16 protein-coding genes, 1 tRNA gene and 1 pseudogene are annotated in these 15,430 nt (G+C 66.7%); 9 read left to right on the forward strand and 9 right to left on the reverse strand.

Features of this window, described 5'->3' with window-relative positions; genetic code table 11:
- The first annotated feature begins 3 nt into the window (after nucleotides 1-3).
- Nucleotides 4-516 carry a periplasmic heavy metal sensor gene (locus tag GEU84_RS18090; protein WP_152828468.1) on the forward strand — a complete coding sequence of 171 codons (513 nt, stop codon included), beginning with the start codon at nucleotides 4-6 and terminating at the stop codon, nucleotides 514-516.
- 57 nt (nucleotides 517-573) lie between these two features.
- On the opposite strand, the gene GEU84_RS18095 is transcribed toward GEU84_RS18090, so the two are convergent.
- Nucleotides 574-1,953 carry a diguanylate cyclase gene (locus tag GEU84_RS18095; RefSeq protein ID WP_152828469.1) on the reverse strand — a complete coding sequence of 460 codons (1,380 nt, stop codon included), beginning with the start codon at nucleotides 1,951-1,953 and terminating at the stop codon, nucleotides 574-576.
- 133 nt (nucleotides 1,954-2,086) lie between these two features.
- Here GEU84_RS18095 and GEU84_RS18100 point away from each other — a divergent pair, with 133 nt between their 5' ends.
- The 3 genes from GEU84_RS18100 to GEU84_RS18110 all read left to right on the forward strand — a co-directional run bounded on the left by GEU84_RS18100 (nucleotide 2,087) and on the right by GEU84_RS18110 (nucleotide 4,801).
- On the forward strand, nucleotides 2,087-2,368 hold the full coding sequence (locus tag GEU84_RS18100; protein ID WP_152828470.1) for a DUF3572 domain-containing protein: 282 nt from the start codon (nucleotides 2,087-2,089) through the stop codon (nucleotides 2,366-2,368).
- Nucleotides 2,369-2,426: 58 nt separating this feature from the next.
- Nucleotides 2,427-3,122 (forward strand): HAD family hydrolase, encoded by a 696-nt coding sequence (locus GEU84_RS18105; protein ID WP_152828471.1) that lies wholly within the window; start codon nucleotides 2,427-2,429, stop codon nucleotides 3,120-3,122.
- A 122-nt stretch (nucleotides 3,123-3,244) separates the two neighbouring features.
- Nucleotides 3,245-4,801 (forward strand): trimethylamine methyltransferase family protein, encoded by a 1,557-nt coding sequence (locus tag GEU84_RS18110; protein ID WP_152828472.1) that lies wholly within the window; start codon nucleotides 3,245-3,247, stop codon nucleotides 4,799-4,801.
- A gap of 70 nt (nucleotides 4,802-4,871) precedes the next feature.
- On the opposite strand, the gene GEU84_RS18115 is transcribed toward GEU84_RS18110, so the two are convergent.
- Nucleotides 4,872-5,276, reverse strand: coding sequence for a hypothetical protein (locus GEU84_RS18115; protein WP_152828473.1), 405 nt, complete (start codon nucleotides 5,274-5,276; stop codon nucleotides 4,872-4,874).
- 173 nt (nucleotides 5,277-5,449) lie between these two features.
- Between GEU84_RS18115 and GEU84_RS18120 the strand changes: the two genes are divergently transcribed.
- From GEU84_RS18120 to GEU84_RS18135, 4 genes are all read left to right on the forward strand, one after another.
- Nucleotides 5,450-5,626 (forward strand): hypothetical protein, encoded by a 177-nt coding sequence (locus tag GEU84_RS18120; RefSeq protein ID WP_174539981.1) that lies wholly within the window; start codon nucleotides 5,450-5,452, stop codon nucleotides 5,624-5,626.
- A 115-nt stretch (nucleotides 5,627-5,741) separates the two neighbouring features.
- Entirely contained in the window at nucleotides 5,742-7,472 is a 1,731-nt protein-coding gene (locus GEU84_RS18125; RefSeq protein WP_152828474.1) for a DUF4153 domain-containing protein, read from the forward strand.
- A gap of 126 nt (nucleotides 7,473-7,598) precedes the next feature.
- Nucleotides 7,599-8,186 carry a heme NO-binding domain-containing protein gene (locus GEU84_RS18130; RefSeq protein WP_152828475.1) on the forward strand — a complete coding sequence of 196 codons (588 nt, stop codon included), beginning with the start codon at nucleotides 7,599-7,601 and terminating at the stop codon, nucleotides 8,184-8,186.
- Nucleotides 8,187-8,190: 4 nt separating this feature from the next.
- Entirely contained in the window at nucleotides 8,191-9,198 is a 1,008-nt protein-coding gene (locus tag GEU84_RS18135) for a GGDEF domain-containing protein (RefSeq protein WP_241427755.1), read from the forward strand.
- Nucleotides 9,199-9,312: 114 nt separating this feature from the next.
- Here GEU84_RS18135 and GEU84_RS18140 read toward each other — a convergent pair.
- The 5 genes from GEU84_RS18140 to GEU84_RS18160 form a co-directional block, all read right to left on the reverse strand.
- Nucleotides 9,313-9,387: transfer RNA gene (locus GEU84_RS18140), tRNA-Glu, on the reverse strand.
- A gap of 148 nt (nucleotides 9,388-9,535) precedes the next feature.
- Nucleotides 9,536-11,281, reverse strand: coding sequence for a single-stranded-DNA-specific exonuclease RecJ (gene recJ, locus GEU84_RS18145; protein WP_174539982.1), 1,746 nt, complete (start codon nucleotides 11,279-11,281; stop codon nucleotides 9,536-9,538).
- Between the two features lie 88 nt (nucleotides 11,282-11,369).
- On the reverse strand, nucleotides 11,370-12,335 hold the full coding sequence (gene glpX / locus GEU84_RS18150) for a class II fructose-bisphosphatase (RefSeq protein ID WP_152828477.1): 966 nt from the start codon (nucleotides 12,333-12,335) through the stop codon (nucleotides 11,370-11,372).
- A 93-nt stretch (nucleotides 12,336-12,428) separates the two neighbouring features.
- Nucleotides 12,429-13,715, reverse strand: coding sequence for a homoserine dehydrogenase (locus tag GEU84_RS18155; RefSeq protein ID WP_152828478.1), 1,287 nt, complete (start codon nucleotides 13,713-13,715; stop codon nucleotides 12,429-12,431).
- A gap of 102 nt (nucleotides 13,716-13,817) precedes the next feature.
- Complete coding sequence (locus GEU84_RS18160; protein WP_152828479.1) at nucleotides 13,818-14,120, reverse strand: hypothetical protein; 303 nt, start codon at nucleotides 14,118-14,120, stop codon at nucleotides 13,818-13,820.
- Nucleotides 14,121-14,241: 121 nt separating this feature from the next.
- Here GEU84_RS18160 and GEU84_RS18165 point away from each other — a divergent pair, with 121 nt between their 5' ends.
- Nucleotides 14,242-14,838, forward strand: a complete 597-nt coding sequence (locus tag GEU84_RS18165) for a TetR/AcrR family transcriptional regulator (protein ID WP_152828480.1) — start codon at nucleotides 14,242-14,244, stop codon at nucleotides 14,836-14,838.
- Between the two features lie 35 nt (nucleotides 14,839-14,873).
- Here the strand turns inward: GEU84_RS18165 and GEU84_RS18170 are convergent, their stop codons facing one another.
- Nucleotides 14,874-15,179 (reverse strand): GNAT family N-acetyltransferase, encoded by a 306-nt coding sequence (locus GEU84_RS18170; protein WP_152828481.1) that lies wholly within the window; start codon nucleotides 15,177-15,179, stop codon nucleotides 14,874-14,876.
- A 124-nt stretch (nucleotides 15,180-15,303) separates the two neighbouring features.
- Nucleotides 15,304-15,430, reverse strand: a pseudogene (locus GEU84_RS18175) (succinyl-CoA--3-ketoacid-CoA transferase); the annotation flags it as partial.

Consider the following 15,430-nt stretch of genomic DNA (forward strand, 5'->3'; position numbering starts at 1 on the left):
ATGATGACCGAACCGCACACCCCCGCAGCCCGCCCCGCCGCCCCGCGCTGGATGCGGCTGGCCCTTGCGCTGTCAGTGGCGTTGAACCTGGGGGTCGCCGGGGTGGTGGGCGGCAGCCTGCTGCACGACGCGCGCAAGGAACCGCGCCCGGTGCCGGTGCGCGATCTGGGCTTTGGCCCGTTTTCCGAGGCGCTGAGCCCCGAAGACCGCGCCGCCCTGCGCCGCGCCTTCATGGCCGAGGCCCCCGACTTCCGCGATGCCTGGCGGCAGATGCGCGGCGAGTTCGGCGCGGTGCTGGATGCGCTGCGGGCCGAGCCCTTTGAACCGGCGGCGCTGGCCGTGGTGCTGGACCGGCAGAGCGTCAGGACGGGCGAAATGCTGTCGCTGGGCCAGAGGCTGCTGTTTGACCGCGTGGCCGAAATGACGCCCGAGGCACGGCTGGCCTTTGCCGACCGGCTGGAGCAAAGCCTTTCACGCAGGCCGACCCGGCGCGGGGGTGAAGACCGCAAGCCGTGACGCGCGGGGCTGCACCCTTTCGCGCCGGCTTCAGGCCGCCGAGCTTTCGCGCCGGCTTCAGGCCGCCGAGCGGCTGATCGTCACCTGATTGCGCCCTTCGGCCTTGGCCACCAGCAGGGCGCGGTCGGCCCGGTCCACCAGCGCGGCCACAGGTTCCTGCAGCAGCGAACGGGCCGGATCGCGCACCGCAAGGCCGATAGAGACTGTCACTGGCACGCTGCTGCCGCCCGCCACGGCGACCGCGCGTTCCTGCACCGCATGGCACAGCCGTTCGGCGCAAATGCAGGCCTCGGCCAACCCGGTGTCGGCCAGCCCCACCAGAAACTCTTCGCCACCGATTCGCGCCAGCAGGTCGTGCGGGCGCAGGTTGGCTGCCAGACGCCGGGCCACCTCGACCAGCACAGCATCGCCAGTCGCATGGCCCCAGCGGTCGTTCACCGCCTTGAAACGGTCGATGTCCACGACCATCACAGCAAAATCCTTTGCCGCGACCTGCGCCTGTTCCGCCATCGCGGCGAGGTGAGGCAGGGCGTAGCGGCGGTTGTAAAGCCCGGTCAGCGGGTCGATCACCGACAGACGCAGCCCGTTGGTGACGGAATTGCGCAGCCGGTCGACCCTGCGTTTGCGCCGCAGCAGCGTTGCAAGCCGCAGCGCCAGTTCGGCAGGCGCCACGCCGCTTGGCACCACGTCATCGGCCCCCAGATCAAAGGCCATGGCTGCCCCCTCGCCACAGGCATCAGGCCGCAGCATGCAGATCGCGGCATGGCGCGTGGCCATGCGGCTGCGCAGTTCCGACAGCAGGCGCAGCCCTGTGCCTTGCCCGCTCAGATTGGCGTCAATCACAAAGACATCCGGCGCGAAGGAACCTTCGGCCAGCGCATCTTCGCGCGTCATCAGGGCCAGCCGGCTGCCTGTCAGCGGTGCCATGTCCCGGCGCCAGCGCAGGGCGGCATCGACCTGCCCGCTGATAAAGGCGATCAGCCCAGGCGGATCGAACGCGGCCGCAGGTTCGGCCAGCCCCAAGGCCAGTGCCGCCGTTGCAGGTGTTCCCAGTTCGGCTGGGTTTTCACGCGCGCGCAGCAGGCTGCGCAGCCGGGCCAGCAGGGTCTGGTCGTCGATCGGCTTGCCCAGAAAATCATCGGCCCCGGCGCGAAAGGCGGCCAGCCGCGCGGCAGGCTCCGGCGTGGCGGAAAAGATCACCACCGGGATGTCGCGTGTCACCGGATCGGCGCGCAGTCGCGTCAGCACGTCGATCCCCGACATGTCGGGCAGCATCAGGTCAAGCAGGATCAGGTCTGGCTGCGCCTCGCGCGCCAGCGCAAGGCCGCCCGCGCCGTCGGCGGCCAGCAGCGGCTGGTAAAACGCGGCCCCCAGCTTTACCTTGAAGACGATGCGGTTGGTCGCAACGTCATCGACGATGAGTATTTTGCCGACCATGCGCCTTTGCCTGCTTTACCTCGCTGCGGATGACCGTCACTCTGCGCCGCATTTGGTTAAGAATTCCTTTCCAAAATTCGGGGAAAACCGGCGAAAACCGGGATAGACCTGCTGCACAAAGGAGACTGCGGCCATGCAACGGCAAGACTTCGCCGAAACCGTCGCCCTGCAGGCCCTGGCCTGGCTGGCGTCCAATGATGATCTGCTGCCGGTGTTTCTGGGGGCCAGCGGGGCCACCGCCGCGGATGTCGCAGCACAGGCGGGCCAGCCCGAGTTTCTGGCCTCGGTGCTGGATTTCCTGCTGATGGAGGATGCCTGGGTCATCGGGTTCTGCGATGCGGCGGGGCTGGCCTATACCGTGCCGATGCAGGCGCGCGCAGGCCTGCCCGGTGGCGAGGCACCGCACTGGACCTGAGGTTGCAATCTGGCACGGGCGCGGTCACTGTGCCGCCGGCGCACAACGGGGGCGGATCATGATCGCAGGCGTGATTTTCGACAAGGATGGCACATTGTTCGACTTCCGGTCCAGCTGGGGTGGCTGGGCCCGGCGGCTGTTGCAGGATCTGGCGGGTGACACGCCGCAGGCCAGAGCCTTGGGCGCGCAGATCGGCTATGATCTTGACCGGGCGCAATTTGCCCCTGACAGCCCGGTGATCGCGGGCACTCCGGATGAAATCGCCGCCTGCCTTCTGCCGCATCTGCCGGGCATGCCCAATACGGCGCTGGTGCAGCGGATGAACCGGCTGGCGGCCACGGCCGTGATGGCCGAGGCCGTGCCGCTGGTGCCCTTGATGCAGGATTTGCGACGACGCGGGCTGAAGATCGGGCTGGCCACCAATGATGGCGAGGCCCCGGCCCGCGCACATCTGGCGGCGCATGGGCTGACCGATCTGTTCGACTTCATCGCGGGTTGCGATTCCGGGCATGGCGGCAAGCCCGCACCGGGGCAGTTGCTGGCGTTTCTGCGCCAGACCGGGCTGGAGCCCGCCCGCGTCGCCATGGTGGGTGACAGCCGACACGACCTGCAGGCGGGTCGCGCGGCGGGCATGCAGACCGTCGCTGTGCTGACCGGCATCGCCGTGGCGGCTGATCTGGCCCCGCTGGCCGATGTGGTTCTGCCCGACATCGGCGCGCTGCCGGGCTGGATTGATGCCCGGGTTCCCGCCTGAAACCACGCCCTGCCTGAAAAACGACGCTTCAAGGTCGGAAACCTTGTGTCCAACCTGCGCATGCATCGGCCATGCTGGCGGTTGCAGGGCCCATGCCCGCCACGATTACGGGAGAGCCTCAGATGACCGATGAACCGAACCGCAAGCGCCGTGCCGGGGGCCGTGCCGGCAACAAGCTGCGCGCGGGCACATCGGCCATTGACCAGATGCCATGGCGCATCCCGGTCAACCCCGACCGGCCCACCGAACCCCTGGACATGGACGGCGTGATGAAGGTGCATCGCGGCGCGATGCGCATCCTCAGGGAAATCGGCATCGAATTCCTGAACCCCGAGGCGGTGGCCATCCTGAAACAGGCGGGCTGCAAGGTCGACGGCACCAATGTGCGGATGGACGAGGATTTCGTGATGGAGATGCTGGGCCACGCGCCCGAAACCTTCACCATCACCCCGCGCAACCCGGAACGCGAGATCATCATGGGCGGCAAGCACATGGTGTTCGTCAACGTATCCTCGCCGCCGAATGCGTGGGATCTGGAGCGTGGCAAGCGGTCGGGCGATTTCACCAGCTTCAAGGAATTCATGAAGCTGACGCAGTATTTCAACTGCATCCATGTGGCGGGCGGCTATCCGGTGGAACCGATCGACATCCACCCCGCCGTGCGGCATCTGGACTGCCTTTATGAAAAGCTGACGCTGACCGACAAGGTGGTGCATGCCTATTCGCTGGGGGCCGAACGGGTGGAGGATGTGATGGAGATGACGCGCCTTGCCGGCGGTCTGACCCATGACGAATTCGACGCACGGCCCCGGATGTATACCAACATCAACTCGGTCAGCCCGCTGAAGCATGACTACCCGATGCTGGACGGCGCGATGCGGCTGGCCCGACGCGGGCAGCCGGTGATCGTGACACCGTTCACGCTGGCAGGGGCCATGGCACCTGTGACAATGGCGGGCGCGGTGGCCCTGTCACTGGCCGAGGGGCTGGCCGCAATTGCGCTGTTGCAATACATCAATCCGGGGTGCCCGGTGGCCATCGGCACCTTCACCTCGAACGTGGACATGAAATCGGGCGCGCCCGCATTCGGCACGCCGGAATACATGCGCGCCACGCAGATGACCGGGCAGTTGGCGCGGTTCTACAAGCTGCCGATGCGGTCGTCGGGCGTCTGTGCCGCCAACGTGCCGGACGGGCAGGCGATGTGGGAAACCTCGAACAGCCTGTGGGCCGCCGTGCAGTCGGGCACCAACATGGTCTATCACGCGGCGGGCTGGCTGGAGGGCGGGCTGATCGCCAGCCCCGAAAAGTTCATCATGGATTGCGAAGTGCTGCAAATGATCCAGCGGTATTTCGAGGAGGCGACCTTTGCCACCACCGATGACGACATCGCGTTCGATGCGATCAAAGAGGTCGGCCCGGGCGGCCATTACTTTGGCTGCCAGCACACGCAGGACCGCTACACCACCGCCTTCTACGCGCCTTTCGTGTCGGACTGGCGGAATTACGAGGCCTGGAACCTGGACGGTGCCGTCTGGACCCCGGAACGCGCGCACCGGCTGTTCAAGCAGATCATGGACGAATTCGAAGCCCCGCCAATGAACGGCGACCACCAGCAGGCGCTGACGGAGTTTGTGGCGAAGCGGAAGCAGGAGGGCGGGGCGCCGACGGATTTCTGAGGGGGTGTGGGGTCGGTGGTGCGGACCATTCGCGTCACAAAGGCATCCAATTGAGCAGAAAATGAACGTGCTAAGCCGGAAGATCTCGCCAACCGCCCTCTGACGGACGGCTTGTTTCGAGGAACTGTATGCCCTTTAGTTGGTGCTTCTCGAAAACAGATACGAGTGAACCAGAGAAGAACGTCCATCCTCCCCTTGCAACGCAGAACGCCTGCATCCCCTCAATGCTGCCGCTCAAAAACTCAAACCAGCGAAGAAAGGCCACTTTTGGCCCCAATTCATAGGGTTCAACCAATGTGCAGGGGCTCACTTCTTCAACCTCCCTACGATCACGAATGACCACACCACTTGCGAGCAGGCAATTGCAGACCTGCGGCAAAAACATTGCCAGGTCCTCTTTCGAAGGGCCTTCAATTGGCAGAAACTCGCCGACAGTATCTCCTACCTCGCCCAATAGGATATCTTTAGCGCGCACTGAAAAGATCCACCCGTATGGCGACCAGTAAACGTCTGACTGCGAGAGGTGCTTTCCGGTTTCTTGCCTGTGAAAAATCGGCCTGCAGTCAGGTCTTGATTCGAGCGTTATAGAACCGCTTCTCAGGGCCTCAATAAAGCTGTCGGGGCCAGATCGGGTATCAAAAAAATTGATTGTCTTTGATCTTCTGGCGCAAGGCGATGAAATTTTCTATTTTTCATCGCCTGCAATCCTTGATTAGCTCTTCTTTTCAATCAATTCCTGTAAGCCTACAGATATTTGCGCAGCATTTTCATGCCACAGCAAGGCGTATCGGCGCTATCACGCCGCATCTTCCTGATGATAGCTGAAATGGTGCCGAATTCGAGGGCAGTTCGTCCCTCGGCTGCCCAAGGTAAGCCCCACCCCACTGGCGCCGCCCCGCGCCGCGCGTTAGCCTGCCGCGAAACGAAAAGGGAGCCGACGATGGACCAGATCATGCGGCAGCGCGGGGCGATGGCGCTTCTGGGGGCGCTGGCGGGCGGCAGCCTTTATCTGCTGGGCGAAGTGCTGGAGCAGGGGGTCTTGCCCGACCGCGCGGCACTTGGGCTGACGGCCTTTGCCGCCGTGTTCTTTGGCGCGGTGCTGGCGATGGCCGGGCCGCTCAACATCCCGCGTGCGGCCCTGGGCGCGGCCAGCGTGGCGCTGGTGGCGGCGGGGCTGCTGGTGCTGGCCAGCCTGCGCTTCGATGATGTGGACGGGCTGTTCGGCCATCCCGCCCCGGCCTTTGCCTTTACCCTCTTGGCCAGCATACCGCTGCCGTTTTTGATCGCCGCCGCAGGCCCGGGCTGGCGCGATTATCCCACATTGTTCAGCGAAAGCTGGGGTATCGTGGTGCGCAGCGCCGCCGCCTGGGTGTTTGTGGCCGTGGTCTGGGCGCTGATCTTTCTGTCGGATGCGTTGCTTGCCCTGGTGGGCATCACGCTGATCGACCGGCTGATTGACATCGACATCGTGCCATTCCTTATCACCGGGATCACGCTGGGCCTTGCGCTGGCCGTGGTGGTGGAACTGGGTGATGTGGTGTCGCCCTATCTGATCCTGCGCCTGCTGCGGCTGCTGTTGCCGGTGGTGCTGGCGGTGATGGCGCTGTTCATTCTGGCGCTGCCGGTGCAGGGACTGTCGCGGTTTCTGGGTGGGCTGTCGGTGGCGGCGACGCTTCTGGCCATGGCGGTGGCGGCGGCCACGCTTGTCACATCCGCCATAGACCGCACCGCGGCCGAGGCTGTGGCAGGCCCGCTGATGCTGCGCGCCACGCAGGGGCTGGCGCTGATGCTGCCGGTGCCTGCGGCGCTGGCCGCCTATGCGATCTGGCTGAGGGTGGACCAGCACGGCTGGACGCCCGACCGGCTGTTTGCCGCCAAGGCGGCGGTGCTGGCGCTGGGCTACGGCGTCATCTATGCGCTGGCCGTGTTGCGTGGTGCCGGCTGGATGGACCGCATCCGGCAGGGCAATGTGACCATGGCACTGGCGCTGCTGGTGGTGTCGGCCCTGTGGTTGACGCCTTTGCTGAACGCCGAGGCGATTTCCGCGCGCGATCAGTTGGCGCGTTTTGAGGATGGCCGCGTGGCGGTGGCCGATCTTGACGTGACCGCGCTGGAAAACTGGGGCCGTCCGGGGGCTGCGGCACTGGATGCCTTGCGCGCCACCGCCGCCGAACCGGGGCAGGGGGCGCTGGCGGCGCGGCTGGAAAACCGGGGATTCGCCGCGGTCGCCCTGCCCGAAACCGCCGCGGGGGTGCTGACCAAGCTGCGCGCCACCCTGCCGCTGCAACCGCCCACGGCCACCCCCACCCGCGACCGCCTGCTGGACGGGTTCAGCGAAAGCGAGCACCGCTACTGGCTGGGCAATTGCCTGAACCGCCTGCCCGATGGCCGCCCCGGCTGCGCAATGCTGGTTGGTGATTTCTGGCCGGGGCTGGAGGGCGAAGAGGCGGTGCTGATCTCGTCCGACCCCAGCGGCTATCTGGTGTTCGACGGGCTGGTGACGGCGGATGGCCGCGTGCAGCGGCGCGGCGTGGCCCCGCTGTCGGGGAACATGCCGCTGGACGCAGCCGGTGCCATCGGCGCGGTGCAAAGCGGTGCCGTTGCCCTGACCCCGGCCCCCTTGAACCAGATCACGCTGGACGGCCAGCCGCTGATCATCGCACCCTACTGAGGCTGTGCAGCCCGGATTGCACAATTGACGGCCAGGCGCCGGCGGCTGGCCCGCATTCTCCCCGGAGTAAGGTAGTTGTTAACCCTTTCCGCCTAGGCTGGTCGGCGAATCGGAAAGGCGGCGGCGATGCATGGGCTCATCAACAGGTCGATCCAGTGTTTCCTGCGCGATACCTACGGGCCCGCGCTCTGGGCCGATGTGGCGCGTGAGGCGCGGCTGGGGTTCGACAGTTTCGAGGCGATGCTGACCTATGACCCGCGGCTGACAGATGCGGTGATCGCCGCCGCCGCCCGCTGCCTTGACCGGCCGCGCGACACGGTGCTGGAGGATCTGGGCACCTATCTGGTGTCCCATCCGAACCTAGAGGCGCTGCGGCGGCTGCTGCGTTTCGGCGGTGTCACGTTTGTGGATTTCCTGCATTCGCTGGAGGATTTGCCGGGCCGCGGGCGGCTGGCCCTGCCCGATCTGGATCTGCCACATCTGCGCCTGGCTGATCTGGGGCCGGGGGAATTTGCGTTGTATTGTCAGGCGACCTTGCCTGGTGTCGGGCATGTCATGATGGGCCTGCTGCGTGCAATGGCCGATGACTACGGGGCGCTGGCGCTGCTGGACCACCAAGGCACCGGGCCTGAGGGTGAGGTGATCTCGATCGCGCTCCTGGAACAAAGGTTTGCCGAAGGCCGCCGATTCGATCTTGCCGTGCGGCTGGGCTAGGGCAATGGACGGCGGTGCTGCGGACAACGGCGTGCGGATGGACAGGGCGGTGCTGAACCGGCTGATGCCCATGCATCTGTGCCTGTCCCATGCGGGCCTTGTGCTGAACTGTGGCCCCACCCTGCGCAAGATTTTTCCGGTGACACGGCTGAGTGGACGCGGCTTCTTTACCCTGTTCGACATCCGCCGCCCTGGTGGCATCACGGACATGGCAGCGTTGCAGGACCGCGCGGGCGAGCGGTTGTACCTGTCGCTGCGCGACCAGCCGCAGGCCGGGTTTCGCGGCATCGCAGCCCCGCTGGCCGACGATGCGGGACTGTTGCTGAACCTGTCGTTCGGCATCGGCGTGCTGGATGCGGTGCGCAACTACGGCCTGACCGATGCCGATTTTGCCGCCACCGACCTGGCGGTGGAACTTCTGTATCTGGTCGAGGCGAAATCGGCGGTGATGGAGGAGCTGCGCCAGCTGAATCTGCGGCTGCAAGGCGCAAAAACCGCCGCCGAACAGCAGGCGTTGACTGACACGCTGACCGGCCTTGGCAACCGCCGCGCGCTGGACCGGGTGCTGGAACGTGCCATCGCCGGGGCGGTGCCCTTCGGGCTGATGCATGTCGACCTCGACTTCTTCAAGGCGGTGAATGACAGCCTGGGCCATGCCGCAGGCGACCATGTGCTGCGCGAGGTGGCACGGATCCTGTCCGAGGAAACCCGGTCAGGCGACACGGTGGCGCGGGTTGGGGGTGACGAATTTGTCGTGGTTTTTCCAGGGCTTGCCGACGCGTCGCGGCTGGGCGCGATTGCGCGGCGCATGATCACCCGCCTGAACCTGCCAATGGTGTTTGAGGGCAAACCCTGCCGCGTCTCGGCCAGCATCGGCATGACGCTGTCCACCCATCACGACCCGGCGCTGCCCGACCGAATGCTCGCGGCCGCAGATCACGCCCTTTATGCCGCCAAACACGCAGGGCGAAGTTGCGCAGTTCTGGCACCGCAACCTGGTGTGCAGCCCTAGTGCGAAGAAAAAACCCCCGCTGGCCACCAGAAGCAAGCAATCTGCCAACCCTATCTGCAATAGGTGCGGGCACGAGGAAAAACCTCATGCCTTCTGGCAGCGTGATGGAGGAAGTGGCAGCCCGTAGGGGAGTCGAACCCCTCTTACCAGGTTGAAAACCTGGTGTCCTAACCGATAGACGAACGGGCCACAGCGAATATCGGGCTGTTTAGTGCGGCGCGCGGGGCTGTGCAAGGGGAAAAGGGCGACGCCGGGGAAGGGCAGGGGTGCTGGCCTGGGCTGTCAGGTGGCGATGTGTTGCCTCGGCGCGACTGGCCGATGCGGCGCCGGTCCAGCCTCAGACCCTTGCGGCATCCTCCAGCCGCAGTTGAACCTTGCTGCGGCCGCCCCAGGTGTTGATCTCCAGCCGACCGGCCAGGTGGAAGCGCGCGATGCCGCCCGCCTCCAGCGCAGGCCCCAGCGGGCTGTCGAAGGCACCGAAGGCCACCGCCTCCAGCTTGGCGCCCATGCCGTCGCCAAAGCTGATCCGCAGGTGGTTTTCGCCCATGCGGCGGGCCTGCACCGCCTGATCTGCAAAGGCAAAGCGCGGCGCGGGGGCCGATGCGCCAAAGGGCCCGGCAGCCTCGATCTGTTCGATCAGTGCGGGCGTGGCGGCCGAGGGCATCAACAGCCCGTCCAGCCGCAGGTCGGCGGGACCGCCCGCGCCCGCCCCTTGCCGGGCCAGGAGTTCGGCCAGCCGGGCCATGGCGGCGGGAATCTGGTCCTCGGCCACGGTCAGACCGGCGGCCATGCGGTGCCCGCCGCCACGGATCAGCAGCCCCTCATCCGCCAGGCGGTGAATCGCCGCGCCCAGATCGACACCCGACACCGACCGGGCCGACCCCTTGCCGATGCCATTCTCCAGCCCGATGACCACGGCAGGGCGGCCCGTCGCCTCTTTCAGCCGGGCGGCGACAATGCCCACCACGCCGGGGTGCCAGCCTTGCCCAGCCGCCCAGACCAGCGGGCCGTCCACTCCGCGCGCCTCGGCCTGGGCCAGCGCCTCTTCGCGCACCCGGCCCTCGATCTCGCGGCGTTCGGTGTTCAGCTGATCCAGCCGCGTGGCCAGTGCCACCGCCTCGCGCCCGTCATCTGTGGCCAGCAGCCGCGCGCCCAGATCGGCCTGGCCAATGCGCCCGCCCGCGTTGACCCGCGGACCCAGCAGGAACCCCAGCGCATAGACTGAGGGGGCAGTATCCATCCGCGCCACATCGGCCAGCGCCACCAGCCCGGGCCGTTCGCGCCGTGCCATCACCTTCAGCCCCTGCCTGACCAGCGCGCGGTTCACCCCCAGCAGCGGGGCCACATCGGCCACGGTGGCCAGCGCCACCAGATCAAGCAGCGCCATCAGGTCGGGGCCGGTTGCGCCTGCGGTCCGCATCTGGCGGTTGGCCTCGACCAGCAGCAGAAACACCACCGATGCGGCGCAGAGGTGGCCCAGGGCGCCATCCTCGTCCTGCCGGTTGGGGTTCACCACGGCCAGCGCGGGGGGCAAGGTTTCGGCGCCAAGGTGGTGGTCCAGCACCACCACATCGGTGCCCTTGGCGGCGGCAATGGGCTCGTGCGACAGCGTGCCGCAATCGACGCACAGGATCAGGTCATGCGCGCGGGCCAGTTCGGCCATGGCGGGCACGTTGGGGCCATAGCCTTCGTCAATCCGGTCGGGGATATACAGGGTGGCGGGCCGCCCCAGGGCGCGCAGCCAGATGATCAGCAGCGCGGCAGAGGCCCCGCCATCCACATCGTAATCGGCAAAGATGGCAATGCGCTGCCGCGCCTTGACCGCATGCAGCAGACGGGTTGCGGCGCGGCCCATGTCTTTCAGGGTCAGCGGGTCGGGCAGCAGGTCACGCAGCGCGGGGGCAAGGTAGGTCTGGGCATCGCCCGCCGCCACACCCCGGCGCACCAGAGTGCGGCACAGGGGCAGGGGCAGGCGGGTGGTCTGGGCCATGCCCTCGGCCAGCCGCTCCTCGTCATCCGAAGGCCCCACCCAGCGGCGACCGGTGGCCGAGCATTCGACATTCAGAAAGGCGCGTGCGGTCATCATCTGTCCTGTGGTCGCGGGCGGCGGGTCGCCGCCTGCGACAGTGGCCGTCAGGCAAGGCAAGTGGCCCGGATCACGTGATCCGGTATCACTTCACCGGTGTGCGGTATTCGATGCGGCGCACCGAGCCGGTTTTCGACCGCATCAATATGGTTTCCATCGTGACAAACCCCGGCTCGCGGTTGATGCCTTTCAGCAGCGAGCCGCTGGTCACGCCGGTGGCGGCAAAGATCACGTCGCCGCGCACCAGATCGTCGCGGGTATAGACCCGGTCAAGGTTCTGGATGCCGGCCTTCTTGGCCCGGGCGCGTTCATCGTCGTTGCGAAACAACAGCTTGCCAAAGAACTGCCCGCCCATGCATTTCAGCGCAGCCGCCGCCAGCACGCCTTCGGGTGCGCCGCCCGAACCCATATACATGTCGATACCGGTCTTTTCCGGTTCGGCGCAATGCATGACGCCCGCCACATCGCCATCGGTGATCAGCCGGATCGCAGCCCCGGTGGAGCGGACCTCGGCAATCAGCTCCTCATGCCGGGGGCGTTCAAGGATGCAGACGGTGATGTCTTCGGTAGAGCAACCCTTGGCCGCAGCCAGCGCCGACACCCGTTCCGACGGGCTCATCAGCATGGTGACGGTGCCGATCTTGAAGCCCGGGCCGATGGCCAGCTTTTCCATATACACATCCGGCGCATGCAGCAGCGTGCCGCGCGGGGCCATCGCGATGACGGTCAGGGCGTTGGGCATATCCTTGGCGGTCAGCGTGGTGCCTTCCAGCGGGTCAAGGGCAATGTCCACCGCGGGGCCCTTGCCGGTGCCAACCTCTTCGCCGATGAACAGCATCGGGGCCTCGTCCCGCTCGCCCTCGCCGATCACCACCACACCGGCGATGTCCAGCAGGTTCAGCTGATCGCGCATCGCGTTCACCGCCGCCTGATCGGCCGCCTTTTCGTCACCGCGCCCGATCAGCCCGGCCGAGGCCAGCGCCGCCGCTTCGGATACCCGGGCAAGGCCCAGTGACAAGAGGCGGTCCTGAAATTCCTTGGCATCGGCCATGATCATATCCTTTGGTGCTGAACGCGGGGTCGGTTTTCGTCTAGCCTGTGCAGGGGCAGGGCGACAAGGCTGGTCGCGCTAACGCAAGCCTTGTCACACCTCTTCGATGCGGATCGCCACCGGATCGCCCACCAGAACGCCGGTTGAGGCAAAGCGGGCAATGGCATCGTCCACATCGGCCCCGGTGGCCTTGTGCGTCACGATCAGCACCGGGGCATGCGCGCCCTCATGGCCGTATTGCCGCATCCGGTCGATGGAAATGCCGGCGTCGCCCAAAGCCGTGGCAATCTTGGCCAGCGCGCCGGGCTTGTCCAGCAGCGTCATGCGCAGATACCAGGGTGCCGCCGTGGCCACCCGCGCGGCCACCGGGCTGGCAAGAGTAGTGGCAGGCTGGCCGAAGGTGGGCAGGCGGATGCCGCGCGCCAGGTCGATCACATCGCCCATCACCGCGCTGGCGGTGGGGCCCATTCCGGCGCCCGCGCCGCGCAGCACGATCTGGCCCACCGAATCGCCCTCCAGCACCACCATGTTGGTGCCGCCCTGCAACTGGCCCAAGGGGCTGTCGGCGGGCACCAGGCAGGGTGTCATCCGCTGTTCCAGCCCCCGGCCCGTCATCTGCGCCACACCCAACAGCTTGATGCGGAACCCCATGTCGGCGGCATGGCGGATGTCGTCGATGGAGATTGCACCGATGCCTTCCAGCTCCACCGCGTCAAAGCTGACGCGCGTGCCAAAGGCGATGGCTGCCAGCAGGCTCAGCTTGTGGCCCGCGTCGATGCCGCCCACGTCAAGATTGGGGTCGGCCTCCAGATAGCCCAGTTGCCGGGCCTCTTCGAACACCTCGGCATAGGGCAGGCCCGCCGATTGCATGCGGGTGAGGATATAGTTGCAGGTGCCGTTCATCACGCCCATGACACGGCGCATCCCGTTGCCTGCCAAGCCTTCGGTCAGCGCCTTGATCACCGGGATGCCGCCCGCCACCGCCGCCTCGAACCGGATCACGCGGCCCGCGGCCTCTGCCGCCTCGGCCAAAGCCTGCCCGTGATGCGCCAGAAGCGCCTTGTTGGCCGTCACCACATCCTTGCCCGCCGCAATCGCCGCCTCGGTCGCGGCCTTGGCAGGGCCGTCATGGCCACCCATCACCTCAATGAACACATCCACATCGGCGCGTTGCGCAAGGGCCACGGGGTCGGCTTCCCAGCCGTAGGCGGACAGATCGGCATCACGGGCCTTGGACTTGTCACGCGCGGATACCGCGGTGATCACCACCGGTCGGCCCGCCCGCGCCGCGATCAGACCGGCATGGTTCTGCACGATCTTCACCACACCGATGCCAACAGTGCCAAGACCGGCCAGACCAAGACGCAGGGGGGCAGCCATGAGACCTCCGAAAAACTGGGCCCGGCGCGGGGGCCGAAGCATGTGCAGGTCTGTTAGCGGTTTCGCCACGGCCATGCAACGCACCGCCGTTGCCCGGCGCGGTCAGTTGTCAGATATGGCTGCCGCCAACCGGGCGCGCGTTGCGGCATCCTGCACCGGGCCCTGCATCGCCGCCGCCCGCGCCCGCAGCCGCGCGGCCCGCCCTGCCACCCCGGCAGTGGTCGCGGGCGTGATGGCAACCCCCGAGGCCTGCGCAATCACCTGATCCAGCGGCAGGATCACCGGGGCAGGCGCCGCCGGATCAACCTCGGCCCGCAGCACCGGACCCAGACCGGGCGGCGCTGCGCAGCCCATGCACAAGGCAAGGCTGGACAGCAAGGCAAAGGGGCGCGGGGCAGGCAGCATGATTGGCATCCTTCGGGTCGTGCGCAGCCTAGTCGCCGGGCGGGCAGGGGGCAAGGTGCCACTGGTCGTGGGCCGCGCCGAACCCGCTTGAACTGAACACACGTTCAGATACCATCCGGCCATGGCACGCAAGACCGGATCACATTCCGACATCACCGGCCCCCGGGTCCGCGCCGCCGCGCTGCGGCTGTTCGCGCGCCACGGCTATGCCGCCGTATCGATGCGCCAGATCGCCGCCGAGGTGGGGGTGCAGGCCGGGGCGTTGTATCTTTACACCCCTGACAAGCAAACCCTGCTGTTCGATCTGATGCAGGGCCACATGCAGGAACTGTTGGCGGCATTGGCACATCTGCCACCCGCCCCGCCAGTGGCCGCGCTGAATCAATTCGCCCGCTTCCATATCCGCTTTCATCTGGACAGGCCCGAGTCGGTGTTCATCGCCTATATGGAATTACGCAATCTGGAACCCGCCAATTTTACTGCCATCGAGGCACTGCGGCGGCGCTACGAAGCGGCGCTGGAAGCGATTCTGCACGCCGGTGTGGCAGAGGGGGTCTTCACCCTGCCCGATACCAAACTCGCCACTCTGGCCCTGATCGCCATGCTGACCGGGGTGACGAACTGGTATCGCGAGGGCGGTCGGCTGGGCCGGGACGAGGTCGAGGCGATCTATGCCGCGATGGCGCTGCGGGCCGCAGGGGTCATTCCGCCCGCCTGATCCGGCCCGGGTCGCAGCCCGGTGTTGTGCCGGGCTTACACCGAAAATGCATCCGCCCATTCGGGATGCCGCTTGCGCTGCGCATTCACGAAGGGGCAAAGCGGCATGATCTTGAAGCCTTCCGCGCGCGCATCGGCCACCAGCCGCGTCACCAGCGCCAGCCCCGCCCCGGTGCCGCGAAACGCATCGGGCACCGCCGTGTGATCGGCAATGACCAGCGTGGGCGAGGTGATGGAATAGGTCAACTCGGCGTCGGCCCCGTCCTGCCGGATGACATAGCGCCCCTTGGGGCCGTGAATGTCGCGGTGGATCGTGTGCTGGGGTATGGGCTGATCGGACATTGTGCTTCCATGGCGCTGCGCCGCTTGTATTTGTCGGAGCCGGGGGGCTGTCTGCCCCCCGGACCCCCCGAGGATATTTTCAGGCAGAAAATGGGGGGAGTGTGGAGTGGGTTGCGGCGGGTTTTCAGTTGACGATGGTGGCCTCGGTGGCTGCGCGCAGGTCGGCTTCGGTGACGCCGGTGGCGCATTCGACGATGGCAAGGCCGCCGGGCACCACGTCGAGCACGCCCAGATTGGTGATGATGCGGTTG

The organism is Fertoeibacter niger (assembly GCF_009380135.2).
GTDB classification, from domain to species: Bacteria; Pseudomonadota; Alphaproteobacteria; order Rhodobacterales; family Rhodobacteraceae; genus Fertoeibacter; species Fertoeibacter niger.